Here is a 21,113-nt window from a genome sequence, read left to right as displayed (position 1 = left end):
TTTATAGTTTCGTTATTTTGTGTTTTAGGTAAAGAAACTGACAACTAAAAACAACTAAAAATAGACCAGCCAAAGGGATATAAACGTAGAAAATAACATACCTTGGCCGATCTAAAATCGTTGTCAGCGAAGAAGTAAGAAAGTGGAAGAATGTTGTATAGAGATATCCAGTTATGATTGTCCCCAACATAATTCCTGGAATAATCAGTGAAATAGAGTCTAAAAAAAGTTCACAGGTTACTCTGGTTGCCGAGCTACCTAACATTTTTTTCGTAACTAATTCTTTTTTATCCAATAATAAAACTTTCTGAAAATGAATAAAAAGATAGGTGATACCAAATAAAAGTAAACCAACACTAAAAATGCTAAAACTAATTTTCAAACTGGTCACCAAAGTAATTAAATGATCACTAGAATTCGATTGAATTATTTCTTCCAGAGAATTTGCTTCTTCGATAGCTTTTTGTTTTTCTAAGGCTTCAAACTTGGAGGAAATAATCCAAGCGTGAAGCGATATCATTAATATAAAGGTATACAGTGAAGTAAAAATACTTTTAAAAAAAAGTGTCATTTTATTTCTTAGCAGATAAATTCTGCTGTCTTTTAAAACATAATACAACTTATACATAAGAATAAGCCTTTCTGAATTTAAGAATAACAGGTTAATGTAAGAAAGTCTTTCGATCTGTTTTGATTATTTATCATATCTATTTAGTTTAAATTCCTCAATCAATTCAATCAGTTTTTCAGCGTAATCTGGATCAGTGGCATAACCACCATTTTGTAAGGCAACGGCCGCTTCTTGATAATTTTTGCTTGTTTTAATAGCCTCGTATGTTCCACCTTTTAAAAACTCGATATGATCAATCATTGACTCTTGAATAGTGTTATATTTTTTGAATGAATCATCTATTGTGATTCGCTCACCATCGATAAACTCATCTGTTGGCATGATGCTGGACTGTTCGTTGTAAGCCCCTTTGATACCAAATAGATTTTTTGCTTCTACTGCTAAGTCGCTACGACCCCAATCAGATTCTAAGATAGCTTGAGCAATGGTAATGCTGGCAAATAAGTTTGTTTGCTTTTGTAAAAGTTTTGCTTCAGCTGCTATGTCATCAATAAAATTCTGCTGATATGCGATTGTTTCGTCTTGGATGGGTGCTTCTTCTTTATTTAGTATAAGTAAAATACTAGCAACTGAAAGAAGCAGGATTAGTAAGATGGGAAATATATTTTGTTTTTTTAGAACTACTTGATTCATAATAATAACCTCTTTTCTTGTTGGCGAGCTGTATAAATTAAGCTCTGTTCTCCTTTGTTACGCAGGAACTTCAAGTAACTAAATTCAGTATAGAGCTCTAATGTTACAAAAATGTGCCAAAGAAGTTAATATTTGTTTGGCTTTCTTAAGAAATAATTCAGTTTGATTAAGAATCAATAGAAATGAAACAAGAAACAAACTTCTTTACAACTAAGAAAAAATCATTTATGATTATTTTTGTAAATACCCCTAAGGGTATAAAGGAGGAGCATATGTTTTCATTTTTTAAAGGAAATTCAATTACCACAAGCGAACTTCAAAAGAAGTTAGTAGAAAAGCCAGAAGTGATCGATGTTCGAGAAAAAGTAGAATTTACATCAGGTCATATCCCTGGTGCAAAGAATATACCCCTAAGTAAAGTGGCTTCTTATACAAAAAAAGACAAAGAATCTGTCTATGTGATTTGCCAATCAGGAATGAGAAGTCGTAGAGCAGTTAAACAATTAAAAAATAAAGGAATCGATGCAATCAATGTCAAAGGCGGAATGAGTGCTTGGCGTGGAGACATCAGAGGAGGGAAACTATAATGCGTGTAGTAATTATTGGCGGAGTAGCCGGAGGAATGTCAGCTGCGACAAGATTAAGAAGATTATCAGAAGAGATTGAAATTATTGTTTTAGAAAAAGGACCTTATGTTTCTTTTGCAAATTGCGGTTTACCATATTATGTATCTGGAGAAATCAGTGAACGTTCAGAATTGATTTTACAAACACCAGAACAATTGAAAAAAAGATTTAATATCGATGTTTATCCAGAAACAGAAGCAATCAAAATCAATCGACAAAATAAAACTGTTTTGACAAATTCAAAGGGACAAGAAGAAGAAATCAGTTACGATAAATTGATTCTTTCACCAGGAGCAGAACCAGTCGTTCCTGCAATTGAAGGGTTAGACGAAGCAACAAATGTGTATACATTAAGAAATGTTCCAGACGTTGACAAAATTGTTGCTGCAGTTAAAAATGAACAACCTAAAAAAGCTGTCGTAATTGGTGCCGGATTTATTGGTCTGGAAATGGCAGAAAACTTGCAACATCTAGGTATTGATGTCACACTTGTTGAAGCGGCACCGCAAATTTTACCTCCTTTAGATGAGGAAATGGCTGCGTTTGTTGAAAAAGAATTGAAGCAAAAGGGAATTACTGTTTACACTGGGGCAGGAGCAACTGCTTTTAAAGAGTCAGGTAAAAAAATCGAATTAAGCTCGGGTGAAACAATTACAAGTGATTTTACAATCTTATCAATAGGAGTTAAACCATCAAGTAATCTAGCGGTCGAAGCTGATTTAGAAACTGGCTTACGAGGTGGGATCGTAGTGAATCAATCCTATCAAACAAATGATCCAGATGTCTATGCTGTGGGGGATGCCATTGTTGTAAAACAACAAATCACAGGAGACGATGCATTGATTTCTCTTGCTTCACCAGCAAATCGCCAAGGAAGACAAGTGGCAGATGTGATTGCAGGTGTTTCTAGAAAAAATCAGGGCAGCATTGGTACTGCAATCGTTCGAGTATTTGATCTTGCTGCAGCTAGCACAGGGTTAAGTGAACGCCAATTACGTAACAGTAACATAGAATATAAAGCTGTTCATACGACGTCTAAAAGCCATGTGGGGTATTTTCCAGGAAGTCATCCTATCATAATGAAACTTCTATTTCATCCTACAACGGGTAAAATTTATGGAGCGCAAGCAATTGGAGCGGATGGAGTAGACAAACGAATCGATATTATTGCCACTGCAATTAAAGCTGGTTTGACAGTTATGGATCTACCAGAACTGGAATTTACTTATGCACCACCTTTTGGTTCAGCTAAAGATCCAGTTAATATGATCGGTTATGCGGCTGCAAATATTATGGAAGGCTTTTCTGATAATATTCAATATTACGAATTGAAAGAAGCTTTGGAAAAAGGTGCTTATCTGCTTGATGTGAGAAATCCAGGTGAATTAAAGAACAATGGGGCATTACCTCATGCTGAGAATATTCCATTGGATGAATTAAGAGAACGTTTGGCTGAATTACCAACGGATAAAGAAATCATCGTTAGCTGTCAAAGTGGTCAACGTAGCTATCTAGCTGAACGAATCTTGAAAAACAATGGATTTACTGTTAAAAATTTAGATGGTGCTTTTCAAATATATAGTACAATTTACCCTCAGGAGGTTATTAAATAATGTATAAATCAATCATGATCGATGAATTTGAGCAACTAGAAAAAAGAAATAACATAGCTATCATAGATGTACGTGAAGATGATGAATATCGTTCAGGACATATTAAGGGAGCAAAAAGTCTACCGTTGAGTGGGTTGCAAGAGACAGCAGAATCACTGGATAAGGAACAACCTTACTACATTATTTGTCTTTCTGGTGGCCGTTCACAAATGGCTAGTGAATATTTTGCCTCATTGGGGTATGATGTAACTAATGTGATGGGCGGCATGTCCGCTTGGAGAGGAGAGGTTGTTGATGGCTTGTGATCCTAAATTAGCCAATCGATTAAAACGTTCTGAAGGACAAATTCGCGGAATTTTGAAAATGATGGAAGATGGTAAAGACTGTCGAGAAGTTGTTACTCAATTAATGGCGGTTCGTTCTAGTATTGATAAGGTCATAGGTCTTGTGGTAACTGAAAATCTAAAGCAGTGTATGGAAGATAAAGAAGTTGATCTTGCCGGTGAAGAGATGGTTAAAGCATTGGAAATGATTGTAAAGACGAGATAATAAAAATAAGAGATGACGGTCATAGTGACGTTATCTCTTATTTTTATACTTAGGTTAATTTATAGTGATGGGAACTTTTCTTTTTACCAACCATTCTTGTTTCTCAAGCTCATTTAAAGAAACTGAAATTCTAGATTGAGAGGTACGACAAAATTTTGATAAGACTTCTTGCGTAATAAATTTTGGTAATTCAAGATGTTCTTCTTCATTTAAAATGCCAATATAATCACTTAAATAAGTTAAAGCGATTTTCACTCGTTCCGTTGTTGGTAAATGAAGAAAATTGAAATAGCCATAATGCCGTTGAAAAATATCAGCAAAATTAGCCAGTAATAACTCGTAGTGAACAGGGGTGTCATTCAATACTTTGAACAATAAATCTTTAGGAATACTAAAAATCGTTGCTTGTTCACTGATTACGCGAATAGAATGGGATTTTTGTTTAAAGGTTGAAAAGCTATCTAATCCGAAAAAGTCATTTTGAAAAATAAATGACGAAATATATTGTTGTCCATCATTTAATATTTCAACACAAACTACACCTGAGACAACATAATAAATGGTTGTAGCTTTTTCATACTCATCAATAACCAAAGTATCAGATTCATATGTTTTTTCCAACCAACCAGTAGCAAGTTTTTCTTTTAAGTCGTTGATTAATTCCAAATTATTTTTATACGATTCGATGAGTATCACTCCTTTTCATTCAAAAGCTCAAGTGTGAAAAGTATAGCATAACTATTAATTAAAATAAAAGTAACCAGAAAATCACAATTTATATCATTGGTATAAATTGTTTTTTTGTTTTCCTTTAGAATTGGTTTTACCAGCTGAGTGTCTTGATTATTCTAGGTGGAACGAGTTTATTAGAGGTGGCTTTCGCTTTGTACCCAGCTGCCAAAGCAGCAAAATTAGATCCAATAACTGCTTTACGATATGAATAAAAGGTGAAAGAAGGAAGAATAATGAATAAAAAAATAAAATATGGATTAATAGGTTTAGGAGTAATTCTACTAGGCTTTGGTGGATTTTTAGGAATTTATCGATTGCAAAGAATACAAGGAACTGTTTCCGGCTATGAAATCAATGCAAAAACTAAAGAACAAAAAAACGCAATTAAAGCGATTATTTATACTCAAGATCGTGGGTTTAAAAACGAAGTCATTGATGATCTAAAACAGAAGTTGGTAGATGAGAATGTCTATGTAAAAGTAGAACCTGTGGAAGAAATTGGTAATAACAAGATTAAAGAGTGGGATAAAGTAGTTATTTTAGCTACTATCCAGTCAAGTGAACCGCCAAAAGAAGCATTGGACTTTATTAATCAGCACAAAAAAGAACAAAAACTAGGGATTTACTTAACAGGAGATTCAGGTCAATGGAGCCATCAACCAAACGATGTTGATGCAACGACAGCTGCTTCAAAAACTGAAAATATTGCTCTATTTAGTCAAAAAATCAATGACTTTCTTTTAAAAAAATAAATAATCGTACTTGTTCCCTCTAGAATGTATAATTTAAGTGCAACACTAAAAAAGAAGGCGAAAAAGCCTGTTATAATGGTGTTGATGAATTATATCTATTAGGAGGTATTCAGCTATGACTTCATACACACACCTAACTATACGTGAGCGAGAAATGATCTTTCTATATCATGGTTTTGGTTTTACTATTCGTAGAATTGGGCGCTTAATCAAAAGAAGCCCCTCAACTATTATGAGAGAGCTTAGAAGGAATACTACAAAGTTTAGAGCATATTCGCCTTCTCTAGCGCAAAAATTGTATCATAAGAATAAGCAGAAATGCGGGAGAAAGAGAATCTTGGATCAGTCACCCTATAAAGAAACAATTCGTAAACTTCTTTTTGAAGACCAATGGTCTCTAGAACAGATAGCTAATAGAATAAGCTTGGAAGATAATGAATCTACGATTAGCTATAATACTATTTATCGCTCGATTTACAACGGTTTATTTGACCAAGGTTTTCCAGAAGGAGGTCCTGGAGCACGAAAAATGTTAAGACGAAAAGGAAGAAAATCAGTAAATAGGAGAGTCGGTGATCGACGTGGAAGATTTACTGATGTTAAAACGATTCATGAACGTCCAACAAAAGCTGAGACTAGAGAAGAACTTGGGCACTGGGAAGCTGATACTGTATTGGGACACAGAGGAAAATCTTGCCTTGTAACTTTAGTTGATAGAAAGTCTCGATTTTTATTAGCTGGTAGAATTCCTCGGAATGATTCTATTTGCGTAAGAGATATGATTGTAAAATTATTTTCTCCACTAAGCAAAAAACAACGTAAACCTATTACACCAGATAGAGGCCCAGAATTTGCGCAATATAACGACTTCAGTAAGTTAAGTGGCCTCGATTGTTATTTTGCAGATCCTTGGTTCTCCGTGGCAACGTGGAACAAATGAAAATACAAATGGATTGATACGTGAATACTTACCAAAACGTACTGATATGACAACCGTCTCGAACGACTATATCGAGTCTGTCATTCATAAATTAAACAATCGACCGAGAAAATGTTTGGGGTGGAAAACGCCTAATGAAATTTTTTATGATACGTCCTCAATCTTAATTTAAGCTGTTTATTTAATAGAAATATTTTTAAGTAAGTACAGCTGTAACTAATAAATATATCATGTATAAATTTCTGAAGGAGAAAAGATTTTCTTGATTGATATGTGTTAGTAAAAAAAACTCTATTCCAATTAAGGAATAGAGGAAAAATTAACATTTGTTATTACTTGCGATTCGGAGCAACTGCTTCCAAACGCTTAAACCAAGGCGCCGCTGGATTTGTCCAGTTATAAGTGGGCATTTCTTTTCCATTATTATCACGATAAATATCTTTTAAGACTTTAAGTGTATCGGGGTGTCCAATGTGAACCGTGTCTACTCCATTGAAATAAAAAATTTCCCCCTGTGGTCTTGTGTAAATGCATTGCATAGTAATCTCTCCTTTTTGTGTTTGTGATGGGGTTTCTATTGTAGCTCCTTTTAGTCTGAAGCAATTAGTTGGTGGTCCACCGATCCAACCACCTTCAGTAGATGTTTCAGAAATTCCATTAGAACCATAGTTACAATGAATAATTCTATTGTTACTTAGAAAAACACCCGTATGACCATTTGCTCCAGAACTGGTGCCTTTTCCTCCGGAAATAAAGATATCTCCTCGTTGTGCTTCTTTTCGTGATACCGGTTGAAGTAATGATCCTTCTAAATTATATAGCGTTTCTGTGTTACCAATTCTTGTTCCTTTCGGTAAAAATCCTGCTTCAATCAAAGCGAAATATACAGATGAGCTACAATCATAACTATTTGGCCCCAGACGACTATTCATGCTGTAGGTTACTTTACCTTGTCTGGTACTAAACCAATTTATTACTGTTTCAACACTTGCCAATACTATTGCCTCCTAACATTTATTTTTGTAAGATCTTACAAGGATATTCTAGCAAGAATGTTAGGAGTGAAACTGTTAATTATCTGTCAATAATCTATGAGTTTACTAGAGGTATAGGAAATATATTTAACGGTGTTGCACTTAATTTGACAATTCTAGCTTGAAAAAAGAACGTACGTTTGCTATCCTGTTATTCATAAGGAGGGATAAGTATGAGTGCAACATTTAGTGTGACAAAATGGGATGAACAACCGGTGGACAATACCGAAATAGATTTTCCAGTTAATCGAGTACAAGCAGAATATGAACTTGAAGGCGATTTGCAAGGAAAAGCTTGGGTGGAATATCTTCTTTATTATTTAGAAAGCAATAAAGAAGATGGACATTTGGCAACGGCAAGGATCACGGGATTTTTCCACTTTGAAGGCCAATATAAAGGTAAAACAGGAACCTTTACAGCAGCTGAAAAAGGGATCTTTGATAAAGGTTCGTTGGATTCACCAGGGATGATCATTAAAAGTACTGGAGCGTTACATGACTTAACTGGTTCTTATCAATATGATTTTGTTGGTGATAATAGTAAATTGATTTTAGATTTCAAAGACAATGAATAATCTTTCTAGATTATTTTATATTATGCATTACCTCAGTTTGCATAATAAAGCAAAAGCAACTATGCTAGCAGATCAACTAGAAGTTTCTACCCGAACAATTTATCGGGATATTGATACGTTATCTACGTTAGGATTTCCAGTATACGCTCAAAGTGGTCGGGATGGTGGGATTCGTTTACTTGATACTCACCACCTTCCAGCAACGTTTGTGGATGATGAGGAACAAGACCAGATTATTTTAGCGTTGCAAAATTTAGCTGCAACTAACTTAAAAAGCGTTGCACCTCTAGTCAATAAGCTTTCCTCCTTATTTAACAAACAAATAGAACCATGGATCGATATTGATTTTTCAACTTGGGGACGTGAAGATGAAGCACATGGAATCGAACAGATCACGATGGCTAAAAGTCAAAAAAAATGTATCATTTTTTCGTATATCAACGGCAAAGGGGAAAAAACATCTCGAGAAGTCATGCCAAATAAGTTGATTTTCAAACAAAATGCTTGGTATCTTGCAGGTTATTGCTGTACTAGAAAAACGACTCGTCTGTTCAAACTGAGAAGGATGACTGGATTAGAGATCTCTGTAAATGATATCGAAGAAGAATTTTTAATAACGGATTATCAACCAAAGTTTTCAAAAATATGTGTAGAATTCAAAATAGCGAATGATCTATTGTACCGAGTGCAAGAAGACCTACTAGATATCGAGACTGAGCGTCACGAAGAATATACAATAGTAAAAACATGGCAGCCGGAAGGAGCTTGGTTGAGTTCTTACTTGCTTTCATTTGGTGGAGCCATCGAGATATTAAGTCCAATTGAACTAAAAGAAAAAGTCAAAGAAGAGATTATAAAGATCAACCAAATATACTTTTAATTGAGCTTAAAATATTTTTTAATATCCCTCTTGAAACATTGCAGATTGATTGAGATAATAGCAAAGAAAAGAGGGATTTTATGGGACAAATTTGGCTTGAACGATTACTGCGTTGGAATGCGAAGGTTCAAAAACTATTAGTAGGAAGATATGCACGAATGGATCGATTGAACAATACCTTAGTAAGAGGAAGTTTAATTTTATTCCTACTCAATCTATTCCTACCAACTTCAATTGCATTTTGGTTAGCTTTCGCCCTATTACTCTGGGCAAATTATCGCTTTTTTTCTAAAAGAATTTATCCGCGCTCAAACGAAAATACACGTTATGTTACGAAGGTAGAACAACTGAAAACGAAATTTAGGATTATAAAAGAAAGAATCAATACACGCAAGGCATATAAATATTTTAAATGCCCAACATGTAAACAACAATTAAGAGCTCCAAAAGGAAAAGGCAAAATCAAAGTAACTTGTTCAAAGTGCAACGGACAATTTTATCACAATGTTTAAGGAAAAAACTTCTACGTGCTTTAATAGCTCGAAGAAGTTTTTTTTATCTATTTCTAAAAAACGAACATTTATTATTATTAAGTGTATTTTGTTCTGTTTTTTTATTAAAGACTGAATAGATTATGATATAATAGGAAAAACTATTTAGAGTTAAGTCGTTAAGCGTCATGAGCTAGCTTCTCGGGAAAAATGTGGCAAAGAGCGTTACACACCTGTTTTCCTATTTTTAGTCGATGCTAAACAAGATTATTATGTTTTTAAATTAGGAGGAAAATATATGCGTGCAGTGCTAACAGTTATTGGAAAAGACAAAGTTGGAATAATCGCTGGAGTCAGTCAGAAATTAGCTGAATTGGAAATGAATATTGTAGACGTTTCTCAAACGATTATGGACAGCTATTTTACGATGATGATGGTATTGGAAATGCCCCAAGAAAAAAATGATTTTGAAGCGATCCGTTCAAAGTTAAATACGTTAGGAGAAAATCTAGGCGTGACTATAAGTATTCAAAATGAAGAAATCTTCAACGTTATGCACAAATTATAATAAACCAGTATTTTAGTAGAGACTTGTTATTGAACAATATTAACTAGGAGGCAATACGTTGGAAACAAATCAAATTCTAGAAACTATTCGTATGATTGAAGAAGAAAATTTAGATATCAGAACCATTACAATGGGGATTTCATTATTAGATTGCATCGATAGCGACAGTGAAAAGGCTTGTCAAAAAATTTACGATAAAATTACTCGTCTAGCTAAAAATCTAGTTAAAGTTGGTGAAGAAATTGAATCTGAGTATGGGATTCCAATCATCAATAAACGAATTTCGGTTACACCAATTAGCATTATCGCTGCAGCTAGTTCAGATAAAGATTATGTAAAGTATGCTAAGGTGTTAGACCGAGCTGCTCAAACGGTTGGAGTCAATTTTATTGGTGGTTTCAGTGCGTTAGTTGAGAAAGGGTATCAGCATGGAGATGATATTTTGATCAACTCCATTCCTCAAGCTTTAGCTGAAACAAATTTTGTTTGTTCCTCAGTGAACATAGGCTCAACAAAAGCTGGTATCAACATGGATGCTGTTCGTCACATGGGGCATATAATTAAAGAAACCGCTGAAAAATCAGATATGGGTTGTGCTAAACTTGTTGTGTTTGCTAATGCAGTAGAAGATAATCCATTTATGGCCGGTGCCTTTCATGGGGTGGGTGAGGCTGATTGCGTAATCAATGTAGGTGTTAGTGGACCAGGTGTAGTGAAACGGGCATTGGAAAAAGTCAAAGGAGAACCTTTTGATATTGTTGCAGAGGTAGTGAAACAAACGGCATTTAAAATCACTCGTATGGGACAATTAGTTGGAAAAATTGCTTCAGAACGTTTGAATGTTCCCTTCGGAATCGTTGATTTATCCTTAGCGCCAACACCCGCAGTAGGAGATAGCGTTGCTTATATTCTAGAAGAAATGGGTTTGGAAAGTGTAGGAACCCATGGTACGACGGCAGCCTTAGCATTATTAAATGATGCGGTAAAAAAGGGCGGCGTAATGGCATGTAATCATGTTGGTGGACTATCTGGTGCATTTATTCCGGTTTCAGAAGATGCAGGAATGATCGATGCAGTCAATAACGGTGCATTGAATCTGGAAAAATTAGAAGCAATGACTGCTATCTGCTCTGTTGGTTTAGACATGATTGCAATACCGGGAGAAACGTCTGCTGAAACGATTGCTGCAATGATCGCAGATGAAGCTGCAATTGGTGTGATTAATCATAAAACCACTGCTGTACGAATCATACCGGCTAAAGGTACAAAAGTCGGTGATATGGTAGAATTCGGTGGGTTGTTGGGAAGAGCACCTGTTATGAAGGTTAATAACTATGCTTCAACAGACTTTATTTTGCGAGGTGGACGAATTCCAGCACCAATTCATTCATTTAAAAATTAGATTAAAAATTATTTTCATAGTATTTGTGAGAAAAAGAAGTATGTTATACTATATATGAAGGATATCTATTATTTTTATAAGTTTAACTCATTGAAGATAAAGACTATCGGACTTAAAAGAAAAAGGAGAATACAATCGTGGAAATCAAACGTCAACAAGAAGTTGTAGAGGCTTTTCATTATGATATGCGCACACAAGATATGGGAGAGGTAGAGACAGATCTTAGAGTAGGTTTTTCGCCAATTGAATCAACTGATGAAAACTATCCTAAGGAAAACTCAATCATCGCAGCTCGTTTAGAGTTTCGCTTAGTTTTTGAAGAGTACGTTTTATCAGGTTCAGTTAGCCAGATTAATCATGTGATTAATCACAAAATTGAGAACCAAGATGACATTAGTCAAGAAGAGGTCGATGAATTAGTTAGCCCATTGTTTAGCATCGTTCAACGTATGGCTTATGAAGTCACTGAAATTGCTTTAGACAAACCTGGTATTCAATTGAATTTTCAATCATCAGAAGCCTAAGAGGCATAAATTATAGAGTTTGCGATAGCTTTTGGCTATCACAAACTCTTTTTTTCTATCATTACAGAGACAAAATAATACCATTCCGACCCTTAAATCAGTTACAATGGATCTATCACTGAAAATGAATCTATTTATTTTTAGGGCGGATCATTGAAGAATGATCCCCAGGAACCTTTACTTCCTTTGATGGACTTGTCATTTAGATTACATTAGTTAGCTTTACGGACTAATCTTTCGGAAAAATGAAAATGGAATGTGCCAAAGAGCGTTACAGTCAATTGTTCTTGTTTTTCAGTCAAGATTAAACAACCCGTTGTGCTTTTAATGTTATCTAGCTTAAAGGGGCTAGTTATTCCGAAAAAAGATAAAGTATGTCTGTGACAAAATACCTCGCAAACTTATTTTCCCATTTTTCAGTCAGAACTAAACGAGCCCACTACGCTTTTAAATTTAGGAGGGAAAAAAATGACAACACTCATCACTGTTTTAGTGGTCCTTGCTTTTCTTGCAGTGTTATACGTCTTTTACCGTATGCAGGCAAAACACTACAAATTTTCAACTCGTGTTTTCGCAGCATTAGGTGTCGGTATTGTATTAGGTGGAATTATTCAATTCATATTCGGTACCCAAGATAAAGTCACAACGCAAGCGATGGAATGGATCGGTATTGTAGGTAATGGTTATGTAGCGTTTTTACAAATGCTCGTAATCCCTTTGGTCTTTGTTTCTATAGTGGGAGCATTTACCAAAATGAAAGAATCCAAGCAACTTGGTAAAATCAGCTTTAATGTTCTAGCAACTTTATTAGGAACGACAGCTGTAGCTGCGTTAATTGGTATCGGAACAACATTGTTATTTGGATTACAAGGCGCACAATTTACACAAGGAACGGCAGAAACGGCACGGATTGCAGAACTTGCAACACGACAGGAAACCGTTGAAAACCTATCAATTCCTCAACAAATTTTGGCTTTTATTCCTAAAAATGTTTTTGCAGATTTTGCAGGAACTCGTCCAACAAGTACGATAGGTGTAGTGATCTTTGCAGCCTTTGTTGGTATAGCTTACTTAGGTGTGAAACGCAAAGCACCGAAAGAAGCAGAGTTTTTTGCTAACTTGATCGATAGCCTTTATAAAATCACAATGCGTATCGTAACATTAGTTTTACGTTTAACACCATATGGGGTTTTAGCGTTGATGACCAATGTCGTAGCAACAAGTGATTTTGATGCTATACTTAATTTAGGAAAATTTGTTTTAGCTTCATATACTGCATTGATTATTGTGATGCTCGTTCATCTGTTGATCTTAGTTGCAGTGAAAGTAAATCCGGTGAACTATTTGAAAAAATCTTTCCCAGTATTGAGTTTTGCTTTTACTTCAAGGTCAAGTGCAGGAGCGTTGCCTTTAAATATTGAAACACAAACAAAGGCTTTAGGTGTGGATGACGCAACTGCGAACTTTGCAGCAAGTTTTGGCTTATCCATTGGTCAAAATGGCTGTGCTGGTGTTTATCCAGCGATGTTGGCAACAATCGTTGCACCAACTGTGGGCATCAATGTCTTTAGTTTAGAATTTATTTTAATGCTAGTTGCAGTAGTAACGATTAGTTCGTTTGGTGTTGCTGGTGTTGGTGGTGGAGCCACGTTTGCTTCATTGATCGTCTTAGGTTCTATGAATTTACCAGTAGCGATTGTAGGGCTAGTTATCTCAGTAGAACCATTGATTGATATGGCTAGAACCGCTATTAATGTAAGTGATAGTATGGTTGCTGGAATTGTGACTAGTTCAAGAATTAAAGAATTAAATCGTGATGTGTTGAATGATAGCAGTTTAGTAATTGAAGAAAATGCTTAAAAAGTGATCCACTTCTCTTCCCCAAGAGAGTTAATAGTAAGAAGAAGGTAAGATTGTTTAACGATCTTACCTTCTTTTTCAATACCATGATCAAAGCATAATTATTTTCATAACCTGTATCATAAGATATGATAGAAAGTATATAATAGTAAAGTAATTGCCTTAAAAGTTTCGATGATTAATCGAAAACAAGAAAGTTAAATGAACGCTATGAAAAGAGGAGAAGAATATGTTTACCAACCAAATCAAGATAATGTTATATGTAACGAACGTAGAGGAATCTAGCAAATTTTGGCAAAAGATTGGTTTTGTAGAAAAAGAAAGAGATGAAGTAGATGGTACACTTGTTGTAGAAATTGCACCAAGTGAAGATGCGGATACTAGTATTGTTTTATATGATTTAGAATTTATTCAACAACATTCGCCAGAGGTTGCTGGAAATACGCCATCATTGATGTTTTTTGCTGATGATGTGATGAAATTATACAAAAATATGAAAGATGCTGGCGTACGAGTGGGAGAATTAGTTCAGTTACCAACGGGGCTAGTTTTCAATTTTGCTGATAATGATGAGAATTATTTTGCAGTATCTGGACAATAAAAAATTACATTTGATTGACTGTTCAAGTTTTTTAGGAAACTTGAACAGTTTTTTTGAACGTGAGTGTTCTAATCGGCTTTGTTTTACCTTTTACTGGTTCAGTATTTGCTCAAGAGATAGACTGTTCAATTCAATTTTATTATGTGCATTATCACACAAGCAAAAAGCTCGCTTTTCCTATTTCTTTTTTTATATAATCAATACGTATGAATAGAAAATGAAGACTGTAGGGCTATTAAGGGAATAGCAAGCAGTTTCTAAAGAAAAAGGAGAAAGATAAAATGGATTATCGCGTATTACTTTATTATAAATATACGACAATTGAAAACCCAGAACAATTTGCAAAGGAGCATTTAGCTTTTTGTAAATCATTAAATTTAAAAGGTAGAATTTTAGTTGCTACGGAAGGAATCAATGGTACGCTTTCAGGAACGATTGCTGATACTGATGCCTATATGGAAGCAATGTTAGCTGATGAACGCTTTAAAGATACGTATTTCAAAATCGATGAAGTGCCAGAAAATGCTTTCCATAAAATGTTTGTTCGTCCTAGAAAAGAACTAGTGTCTTTGAGTTTAGAAGAAGATGTCAATCCGTTGGAAACAACAGGAAAATATTTGGAACCGGCTGAATTTAAAGAAGCGTTACTTGATGAAAATACTGTCGTGATCGATGCGAGAAATGATTATGAATATGACTTAGGACATTTTAGAGGAGCAGTTCGTCCAGACATTCGTAACTTTAGAGAATTACCACAATGGATTAGAGACAACAAAGAACAGTTTATGGATAAAAAAGTCGTAACATACTGTACTGGTGGTATTCGTTGTGAGAAGTTTTCAGGTTGGTTATTAAAAGAAGGATTTGAAGATGTTTCTCAACTTCATGGTGGTATTGCTGTTTATGGAAAAGATCCAGAAACAAGAGGTGAGCTGTGGGATGGTAAAATGTATGTGTTTGACGAGCGAATTAGTGTTGAAATCAATCATGTTGATAAGAAGATCATCGGAAAAGATTGGTTTGATGGAACACCTTGCGAACGTTATATTAATTGTGCCAACCCATTCTGTAATAAACAAATTCTAGCTTCAGAAGAAAACGAAGCTAAATACCTTGGTAGCTGTTCAGACGAATGTCGCCATCATCCAGCTAATCGCTATGTGGTGAAACATGAATTATCAGAACAAGATGTAAAGGTAAGACTGGAAGCAATTGCTAACTAAGGATTCAAATTGAATTAGAAAAAACAGTGATAAACATCTAGATGTTTATCACTGTTTTTATTTAAATATTTAAAACCTTGTCCAAGAAATCTTTCGTACGTTCGTTTTGAGGATTTTCAAAGATTTGTTGAGGTGAGCCATCCTCTAAGAAATTACCACCATCGATAAACATCACACGATTTGCTACTTCTTTAGCAAATCCCATTTCGTGAGTAACAATTACCATAGTCATTCCTTGCTTGGCTAATTTTTTCATAACGTTTAACACATCTCCAACCATTTCTGGATCAAGTGCAGATGTTGGTTCATCAAACAACATGATGTCTGGATTCATTGCCAAGGCACGAGCGATGGCTACACGTTGCTTTTGTCCACCAGATAATGATTCAGGATAGCTATCTTTTTTATCAGCTAAACCAACTGTATCTAAAAGCTGAATCGCTTTTTCTTCCGCTTCTTTTTTTGAAAGGCGGCCTAAATCGGTTGGAGCTAAAGTAATATTTTCCAAGATCGATAGGTGAGGAAATAAATTAAAATGTTGGAATACCATGCCGATATGCTGACGAACTTTATTAATATTTGTATTCTTATCAGTTAAATTCGCACCATCAATAATAATATCTCCGCTTGTTGCTTCTTCTAATTGATTTAAGCAACGAAGAAAGGTACTTTTCCCAGAACCAGAAGGCCCAATGACGCAAACAACATCGCCTTCTTGAATGGATACATTGATATCGTTAAGAACGGTGTTATCACCGTATTTTTTTACTAAGTGTTCTACTAGAATTTTTTCAGCCATATTATTTCACCTTCTTTTCCAAAACTTTAGCTAATTTGGTTAATGCTGTAATTAAGATTAGATACATCATTGCGATTACAAAGTAAACCATTGTACTTTGTAAGTTTCTAGCAACGATGATTTTTCCTGTTTGCAATAGCTCAATTAAGCCGATTGCTGAAAGAATCGTTGTATCCTTCAAGGAAATAACAAATTGATTAACGAAAGATGGAATCATGATTTTAATTGCTTGTGGTAAGATAATTTTTTGCATTGTTCGATTGTAAGAAAGACCTAAACTCCGTGAAGCCTCCATTTGACCGACAGGCACAGCGTTGATTCCTCCACGAACAATTTCAGAGATATAAGCACTTGCGTTTAATGTTAGTGTAATGATCCCAGCAAGAAAGACTGGAATATTGAATCCTAAAATACCAGGTAAACCGAAGTAAATAAAGAAGGCTAATACCATCAAAGGAATCCCACGAATAATATCAACATAGATAGTAGAAATCACACGTAAGGCTTTGGTTGGAGAAGCACTGAATAATCCAAAAATTATCCCAACAATTAAAGCTAAAATAAATGAAATCAATGTTAATTGAATAGTCATCCATAAACCACTTAATAGACGTTTCCAGTTGTTTTGGATCATGCCAGTAAACGTTGATTCATCAACTTTATTTTCTGAAGCACCATCTTTTACATATTTTCCGATGATTTCATCATACTCGCCTGTTCGTTTTAATTCAGCTAGACCTTCATTGAACATTTCGATCAATTCTGGATTTTTACTCTTTTTAACAGCGAAGCCATATTTTCCACCTTCTTCACGAGGAATCGGTGTCATTAAAGGTTGTTTTTGAGCAACGCCATAACCAATTACAGGATAATCGTCCATCATTGCATCAATCTCACCGATTTCAAGAGCGCTATATAGAGCGTCAGTTGTATCTAAATATTTGATTGAGTAACCATATTTGCTTTTATTTGCTTCAAGAAAATCAGCACTTTCTGTACCGATTTTGGCACCCACTTTTTTGCCTTTTAAGTCATAATAAGATTTGATTGTATCATTGCCTTTTTTGACTGCGATTTGAATCCCACTGTTGAAATAAGGCGTAGAGAAATCAAATGATTTTTCACGTTCTTTGGTGATCGTCATTCCTGCAATCATTGCATCAGCTTGTCCAGATTCCACTGCTTGCACAGCTGAACTGAAACCGATGAATTTAAATTCGATATTAAATTCTTGTAATTCAGCGATTCGTTTAACTAAATCAACATCAATTCCTTCGTATTTACCATCTGCATTTTGAAATTCGAATGGTGCAAAGGTAGAGTCACTAGCAATCACATAAGTATCTTTTTTAGGTTGAATCTTTTTCATTTTGCTGTCACTGTTTGGTTCAGACTCAGTTCCAGTAGAAATATATTTACTTACGATTTCATCGTACTTACCCGAGTTTTTTAATTTTTTTAAACCAGCATTGAATTTTTCAAGCAACTCTTTATTTTGTCCTTTTTTAACAGCAAAACCATAGGAGCTACCAGTTTCTTTTTTACCAACTAATTGTAGTTTTTGGCCATTCGTTATGGCATAGCCTAGAACAGGATAATCATCAAAAATAGCATCGGCTTCACCATTTTCAAGGGCTTGATAAAGACCTGTAGCATCATCAAAGTTTTTGATTGTATAGCCATATTTATCTTGGTTTTTTTCTAAGAAAGTTGCACTCTCTGTTCCAACCTTAGCTGCTACGGTTTTTCCTTTTAAATCTTCATAGTTTTTAATTTTATCGTTGCCTTTTTTGACAGCCATTTGCAGACCGCTGTCGAAATAAGGATCGGAGAAGTCAAATGATTTTTTACGTTCATCTGTAATACTCATACCAGCAATCATGCCATCTACTTGATTTGATTGAACGGCTTGGATGGCACTGTCAAAGCCTAGTGGTTTCTGATTTACTTTAAAGCCCTGATCCTTTGCTATAGCGTTTAGTAAATCAATATCAATTCCGATATATTCTCCTTTAGAGTCTTGAAACTCAAAGGGAGCAAAAGTCAAATCTGTTCCTATATTATATGTTTTTTCCTCAGCCTGAGCAGACTGTCCAAGTGTAAATGTTAGTAGACTTGCCATCATTACAATGAATGAAAGTAAAAAGTGTTTCCTTTTCATAAAATACCTCCTATATTTGCATATTGGATAATTATATAGTAAAAAAAGGCAAAAGCACAAGTCATTCAATAGGATAAAATCAAAAAAATATCATTTTCTAACATCTTATGTTATAAAATGTCACATATTGAAGATGGAAATGCATTTTTTGTTCATCATATATGAAGTAACTGATTTAATCTTTAAGGTAAAGTTAAAGATTAAATAAAGTGTAAATTAGCAGAAATTGCGTATACGTTAACTATTCTAGAACTAGCGAAAATATGTTCGGTATGGTAAAATATTTGTAGATACTTATTTGATATTTTAAAGAAGAAGCTTCCTATTTAAAGTAGACTGAATAATCAAAGAAACATGATGAATTACTTTGCCTAGGACGAAATCGAATCAACAATTAAATAGAGTAAGAGGAGGATGTTGAATGATAGAAAGAGAGACCTCCAATACATTTGACTTAGTATCAAAATACAAGCCGGATGGAGATCAGCCAGAAGCAATCAAAAAGTTAGTTGAAGGTATCGAAGGTGGAGAAAAGGCGCAAATCTTGCTTGGTGCCACAGGAACTGGGAAGACATTTACGATTTCAAATGTGATAACAGAAGTAAACAAACCAACATTGGTTATTGCTCATAATAAGACGTTAGCTGGACAGCTTTATGGAGAATTTAAAGAATTCTTTCCCAATAACGCAGTCGAGTATTTTGTTAGTTATTATGACTATTATCAACCAGAAGCCTATGTTCCCTCTAGTGATACATATATAGAAAAAGATGCCAGTATTAATGATGAAATTGATAAGTTACGACATTCAGCAACCAGTTCTTTACTAGAACGAAATGATGTTATTGTTGTTGCTTCTGTGTCATGTATATTCGGGTTAGGTGATCCTAAAGAGTACAGTGAACAAGTTGTTTCTATTCGTGTAGGAATGGAAATGGATCGTAATCAGTTATTGACAAGTCTAGTGAATATTCAGTTTGAACGAAATGATATTGATTTTCAGCGTGGACGTTTCCGTGTAAGAGGTGACGTTGTAGAAATTTTCCCCGCATCACGGGATGAGCATGCTTTGAGAGTTGAATTTTTTGGAGATGAAATCGAACGAATCAGAGAAGTAGATGCTTTAACAGGCGAAATTATTGGTGAAACAGAACATGTTGCCATCTTCCCAGCAACTCACTTTGTTACTAATGAAGATCATATGGAACATGCGATTTCACAAATTCAAGAAGAATTGGACGCTCGATTAAAAGTCCTTCGTAATGAAAATAAATTATTAGAAGCTCAACGTTTAGAACAACGAACGAATTATGATATTGAAATGATGCGGGAAATGGGTTATACATCAGGAATTGAAAACTATTCTCGTCATATGGATGGTCGTTCAGAAGGTGAACCTCCATATACGTTGATTGATTTCTTCCCAGATGATTTTCTATTAGTCATTGACGAATCACATGTTACTATGCCTCAAGTACGAGGGATGTATAATGGAGATCGTGCGAGAAAACAAATGTTGGTAGATTATGGGTTCCGTTTGCCAAGTGCATTGGATAATCGACCACTGCGATTAGAAGAATTTGAAAAGCATGTTAATCAGGTTGTTTATGTTTCGGCAACTCCTGGACCATACGAATATGAACAAACAGATACTGTGATTCCGCAGATCATTCGACCAACGGGGCTTTTAGATCCATTGATTGAAGTTCGTCCAATCATGGGACAAATTGACGATCTAGTCGGTGAAATACATGAGCGTGTGGAAAAAGATCAACGTGTATTTATTACAACTTTAACAAAGAAAATGTCTGAGGATTTAACAGATTATCTTAAAGAACTAGGAATCAAAGTTAAGTATCTCCACAGTGACATCAAGACCTTAGAACGAACTGAAATCATTCGTGATTTACGTTTAGGTGAATTCGATGTGTTAATTGGGATTAATTTACTTCGTGAAGGATTAGACGTGCCAGAAGTGTCATTAATTGCGATTTTGGATGCAGATAAAGAAGGTTTCTTAAGAAGTGAGCGTTCATTGATTCAAACAATCGGACGTGCCGCTCGTAACTCAGACGGAAGAGTCATTATGTATGCAGACAAAATGACGGATTCGATGCAAAAGGCAATTGATGAAACTGCACGCCGTCGTTCAATCCAAGAACAATACAATGAAGAACATGGTATTGTGCCTAAAACAATTATTAAAGAAATCCGTGAGTTAATTTCGATTACTAAGACAAATGAAAAAGGCGAACCTTTCAAAATCGATAAATCATATCATGAACTTACTCGTCAGGAAAAAGCTGATTTATTGATGAAATTAGAAAAAGAAATGAGGGAAGCTGCCAAAGCATTAGATTTTGAAACCGCAGCAACTTTAAGAGACACGATTCTGGAGTTGAAAGCAGGAGAATAGAAGTGAGCAAACTTCTATGGGGTTATTTTGTACTGTTCAATAGTGTCCATCTACGACAAGATTTTGATGAGTAAGCCCCAGTTAAAAAAATATCGCTTTATTT

At 34.9% G+C, this 21,113-nt stretch carries 21 protein-coding genes and 1 pseudogene; 16 read left to right on the top strand and 6 right to left on the bottom strand.

Going from position 1 to position 21,113, the window contains the following annotated elements; translation table 11 throughout:
- Nucleotide 1 precedes the first annotated feature (1 nt).
- Nucleotides 2–628, bottom strand: coding sequence for an FtsX-like permease family protein (locus BCR23_RS02380; RefSeq protein ID WP_069633895.1), 627 nt, complete (start codon nucleotides 626–628; stop codon nucleotides 2–4).
- Between the two features lie 66 nt (nucleotides 629–694).
- Nucleotides 695–1,264, bottom strand: coding sequence for a glycoside hydrolase family 73 protein (locus BCR23_RS02375; protein WP_069633894.1), 570 nt, complete (start codon nucleotides 1,262–1,264; stop codon nucleotides 695–697).
- Between the two features lie 272 nt (nucleotides 1,265–1,536).
- Between BCR23_RS02375 and BCR23_RS02370 the strand changes: the two genes are divergently transcribed.
- Genes BCR23_RS02370 through BCR23_RS02355 form a run of 4 tightly spaced genes read left to right on the top strand, consistent with a single transcriptional unit; the run spans nucleotide 1,537 to nucleotide 4,052 of the window.
- Nucleotides 1,537–1,851 carry a rhodanese-like domain-containing protein gene (locus tag BCR23_RS02370; RefSeq protein ID WP_069633893.1) on the top strand — a complete coding sequence of 105 codons (315 nt, stop codon included), beginning with the start codon at nucleotides 1,537–1,539 and terminating at the stop codon, nucleotides 1,849–1,851.
- Entirely contained in the window at nucleotides 1,851–3,503 is a 1,653-nt protein-coding gene (locus BCR23_RS02365) for an FAD-dependent oxidoreductase (protein ID WP_069633892.1), read from the top strand. Before BCR23_RS02370 ends, BCR23_RS02365 begins: the two co-directional genes overlap by 1 nt.
- Complete coding sequence (locus BCR23_RS02360) at nucleotides 3,503–3,808, top strand: rhodanese-like domain-containing protein (protein WP_069633891.1); 306 nt, start codon at nucleotides 3,503–3,505, stop codon at nucleotides 3,806–3,808. The genes BCR23_RS02365 and BCR23_RS02360 overlap by 1 nt, the downstream gene beginning before the upstream one ends.
- The gene (locus tag BCR23_RS02355) at nucleotides 3,798–4,052 is read left to right on the top strand and encodes a metal-sensitive transcriptional regulator (RefSeq protein ID WP_069633890.1); all 255 of its coding nucleotides are present in this window, start codon (nucleotides 3,798–3,800) and stop codon (nucleotides 4,050–4,052) included. The genes BCR23_RS02360 and BCR23_RS02355 overlap by 11 nt, the downstream gene beginning before the upstream one ends.
- Nucleotides 4,053–4,106: 54 nt before the next feature.
- Here the strand turns inward: BCR23_RS02355 and BCR23_RS02350 are convergent, their stop codons facing one another.
- Entirely contained in the window at nucleotides 4,107–4,748 is a 642-nt protein-coding gene (locus BCR23_RS02350) for a Crp/Fnr family transcriptional regulator (RefSeq protein ID WP_240482514.1), read from the bottom strand.
- 269 nt (nucleotides 4,749–5,017) lie between these two features.
- Between BCR23_RS02350 and BCR23_RS02345 the strand changes: the two genes are divergently transcribed.
- Nucleotides 5,018–5,536, top strand: coding sequence for a hypothetical protein (locus BCR23_RS02345; protein WP_069633889.1), 519 nt, complete (start codon nucleotides 5,018–5,020; stop codon nucleotides 5,534–5,536).
- Between the two features lie 115 nt (nucleotides 5,537–5,651).
- Nucleotides 5,652–6,648, top strand: a pseudogene (locus BCR23_RS02340) (IS30 family transposase).
- A gap of 160 nt (nucleotides 6,649–6,808) precedes the next feature.
- Here the strand turns inward: BCR23_RS02340 and BCR23_RS02335 are convergent.
- Nucleotides 6,809–7,471, bottom strand: coding sequence for a peptidoglycan amidohydrolase family protein (locus tag BCR23_RS02335; protein WP_069633888.1), 663 nt, complete (start codon nucleotides 7,469–7,471; stop codon nucleotides 6,809–6,811).
- Nucleotides 7,472–7,683: 212 nt separating this feature from the next.
- Here BCR23_RS02335 and BCR23_RS02330 point away from each other — a divergent pair, with 212 nt between their 5' ends.
- From BCR23_RS02330 to trhO, 9 genes are all read left to right on the top strand, one after another.
- A complete protein-coding gene (locus tag BCR23_RS02330) occupies nucleotides 7,684–8,085 on the top strand; it encodes a DUF3224 domain-containing protein (RefSeq protein ID WP_069633887.1) in 402 nt (133 codons plus the stop codon).
- Entirely contained in the window at nucleotides 8,078–8,965 is an 888-nt protein-coding gene (locus BCR23_RS02325) for a helix-turn-helix transcriptional regulator (protein WP_069633886.1), read from the top strand. Before BCR23_RS02330 ends, BCR23_RS02325 begins: the two co-directional genes overlap by 8 nt.
- 80 nt (nucleotides 8,966–9,045) lie before the next feature.
- Entirely contained in the window at nucleotides 9,046–9,477 is a 432-nt protein-coding gene (locus tag BCR23_RS02320) for a hypothetical protein (RefSeq protein WP_069633885.1), read from the top strand.
- A gap of 277 nt (nucleotides 9,478–9,754) precedes the next feature.
- On the top strand, nucleotides 9,755–10,024 hold the full coding sequence (locus tag BCR23_RS02315; protein ID WP_069633884.1) for an ACT domain-containing protein: 270 nt from the start codon (nucleotides 9,755–9,757) through the stop codon (nucleotides 10,022–10,024).
- A gap of 58 nt (nucleotides 10,025–10,082) precedes the next feature.
- Nucleotides 10,083–11,426, top strand: coding sequence for a PFL family protein (locus BCR23_RS02310; RefSeq protein WP_069633883.1), 1,344 nt, complete (start codon nucleotides 10,083–10,085; stop codon nucleotides 11,424–11,426).
- Between the two features lie 137 nt (nucleotides 11,427–11,563).
- Complete coding sequence (locus BCR23_RS02305; RefSeq protein ID WP_069633882.1) at nucleotides 11,564–11,950, top strand: DUF1149 family protein; 387 nt, start codon at nucleotides 11,564–11,566, stop codon at nucleotides 11,948–11,950.
- Nucleotides 11,951–12,418: 468 nt separating this feature from the next.
- Nucleotides 12,419–13,810, top strand: a complete 1,392-nt coding sequence (locus tag BCR23_RS02300) for an L-cystine transporter (RefSeq protein WP_069633881.1) — start codon at nucleotides 12,419–12,421, stop codon at nucleotides 13,808–13,810.
- A gap of 229 nt (nucleotides 13,811–14,039) precedes the next feature.
- Entirely contained in the window at nucleotides 14,040–14,411 is a 372-nt protein-coding gene (locus BCR23_RS02295; RefSeq protein WP_069633880.1) for a VOC family protein, read from the top strand.
- A gap of 281 nt (nucleotides 14,412–14,692) precedes the next feature.
- Nucleotides 14,693–15,634, top strand: a complete 942-nt coding sequence (gene trhO / locus BCR23_RS02290; protein WP_069633879.1) for an oxygen-dependent tRNA uridine(34) hydroxylase TrhO — start codon at nucleotides 14,693–14,695, stop codon at nucleotides 15,632–15,634.
- A 61-nt stretch (nucleotides 15,635–15,695) separates the two neighbouring features.
- Here trhO and BCR23_RS02285 read toward each other — a convergent pair whose 3' ends face one another.
- Nucleotides 15,696–16,433 (bottom strand): amino acid ABC transporter ATP-binding protein, encoded by a 738-nt coding sequence (locus BCR23_RS02285; RefSeq protein WP_069633878.1) that lies wholly within the window; start codon nucleotides 16,431–16,433, stop codon nucleotides 15,696–15,698.
- A 1-nt stretch (nucleotide 16,434) separates the two neighbouring features.
- The gene (locus BCR23_RS02280) at nucleotides 16,435–18,594 is read right to left on the bottom strand and encodes an amino acid ABC transporter substrate-binding protein/permease (protein WP_069633877.1); all 2,160 of its coding nucleotides are present in this window, start codon (nucleotides 18,592–18,594) and stop codon (nucleotides 16,435–16,437) included.
- 421 nt (nucleotides 18,595–19,015) lie between these two features.
- Between BCR23_RS02280 and uvrB the strand changes: the two genes are divergently transcribed.
- Nucleotides 19,016–21,010: an excinuclease ABC subunit UvrB gene (gene uvrB / locus BCR23_RS02275; protein WP_069633876.1), complete on the top strand. Its 1,995-nt coding sequence runs from the start codon at nucleotides 19,016–19,018 to the stop codon at nucleotides 21,008–21,010.
- The last annotated feature ends 103 nt before the right edge of the window (nucleotides 21,011–21,113 follow it).

Origin of the sequence: Enterococcus quebecensis, from assembly GCF_001730365.1 — a bacterium.
GTDB classification, from domain to species: domain Bacteria; phylum Bacillota; class Bacilli; order Lactobacillales; family Enterococcaceae; genus Enterococcus_L; species Enterococcus_L quebecensis.
This window is presented reverse-complemented; position numbering and strand designations above follow the sequence as displayed.

What these genes read in the sequence shown, in the direction of transcription:
- BCR23_RS02380 (WP_069633895.1), bottom strand. Translation starts at nt 628, where the DNA reads ATGTATAAGTTGTATTATGTTTTAAAAGACAGCAGAATTTATCTGCTA.
- BCR23_RS02375 (WP_069633894.1), bottom strand. Translation starts at nt 1,264, where the DNA reads ATGAATCAAGTAGTTCTAAAAAAACAAAATATATTTCCCATCTTACTA.
- BCR23_RS02370 (WP_069633893.1), top strand. Translation starts at nt 1,537, where the DNA reads ATGTTTTCATTTTTTAAAGGAAATTCAATTACCACAAGCGAACTTCAA.
- BCR23_RS02365 (WP_069633892.1), top strand. Translation starts at nt 1,851, where the DNA reads ATGCGTGTAGTAATTATTGGCGGAGTAGCCGGAGGAATGTCAGCTGCG.
- BCR23_RS02360 (WP_069633891.1), top strand. Translation starts at nt 3,503, where the DNA reads ATGTATAAATCAATCATGATCGATGAATTTGAGCAACTAGAAAAAAGA.
- BCR23_RS02355 (WP_069633890.1), top strand. Translation starts at nt 3,798, where the DNA reads ATGGCTTGTGATCCTAAATTAGCCAATCGATTAAAACGTTCTGAAGGA.
- BCR23_RS02345 (WP_069633889.1), top strand. Translation starts at nt 5,018, where the DNA reads ATGAATAAAAAAATAAAATATGGATTAATAGGTTTAGGAGTAATTCTA.
- BCR23_RS02330 (WP_069633887.1), top strand. Translation starts at nt 7,684, where the DNA reads ATGAGTGCAACATTTAGTGTGACAAAATGGGATGAACAACCGGTGGAC.
- BCR23_RS02325 (WP_069633886.1), top strand. Translation starts at nt 8,078, where the DNA reads ATGAATAATCTTTCTAGATTATTTTATATTATGCATTACCTCAGTTTG.
- BCR23_RS02320 (WP_069633885.1), top strand. Translation starts at nt 9,046, where the DNA reads ATGGGACAAATTTGGCTTGAACGATTACTGCGTTGGAATGCGAAGGTT.
- BCR23_RS02315 (WP_069633884.1), top strand. Translation starts at nt 9,755, where the DNA reads ATGCGTGCAGTGCTAACAGTTATTGGAAAAGACAAAGTTGGAATAATC.
- BCR23_RS02300 (WP_069633881.1), top strand. Translation starts at nt 12,419, where the DNA reads ATGACAACACTCATCACTGTTTTAGTGGTCCTTGCTTTTCTTGCAGTG.
- BCR23_RS02295 (WP_069633880.1), top strand. Translation starts at nt 14,040, where the DNA reads ATGTTTACCAACCAAATCAAGATAATGTTATATGTAACGAACGTAGAG.
- trhO (WP_069633879.1), top strand. Translation starts at nt 14,693, where the DNA reads ATGGATTATCGCGTATTACTTTATTATAAATATACGACAATTGAAAAC.
- BCR23_RS02285 (WP_069633878.1), bottom strand. Translation starts at nt 16,433, where the DNA reads ATGGCTGAAAAAATTCTAGTAGAACACTTAGTAAAAAAATACGGTGAT.
- BCR23_RS02280 (WP_069633877.1), bottom strand. Translation starts at nt 18,594, where the DNA reads ATGAAAAGGAAACACTTTTTACTTTCATTCATTGTAATGATGGCAAGT.
- uvrB (WP_069633876.1), top strand. Translation starts at nt 19,016, where the DNA reads ATGATAGAAAGAGAGACCTCCAATACATTTGACTTAGTATCAAAATAC.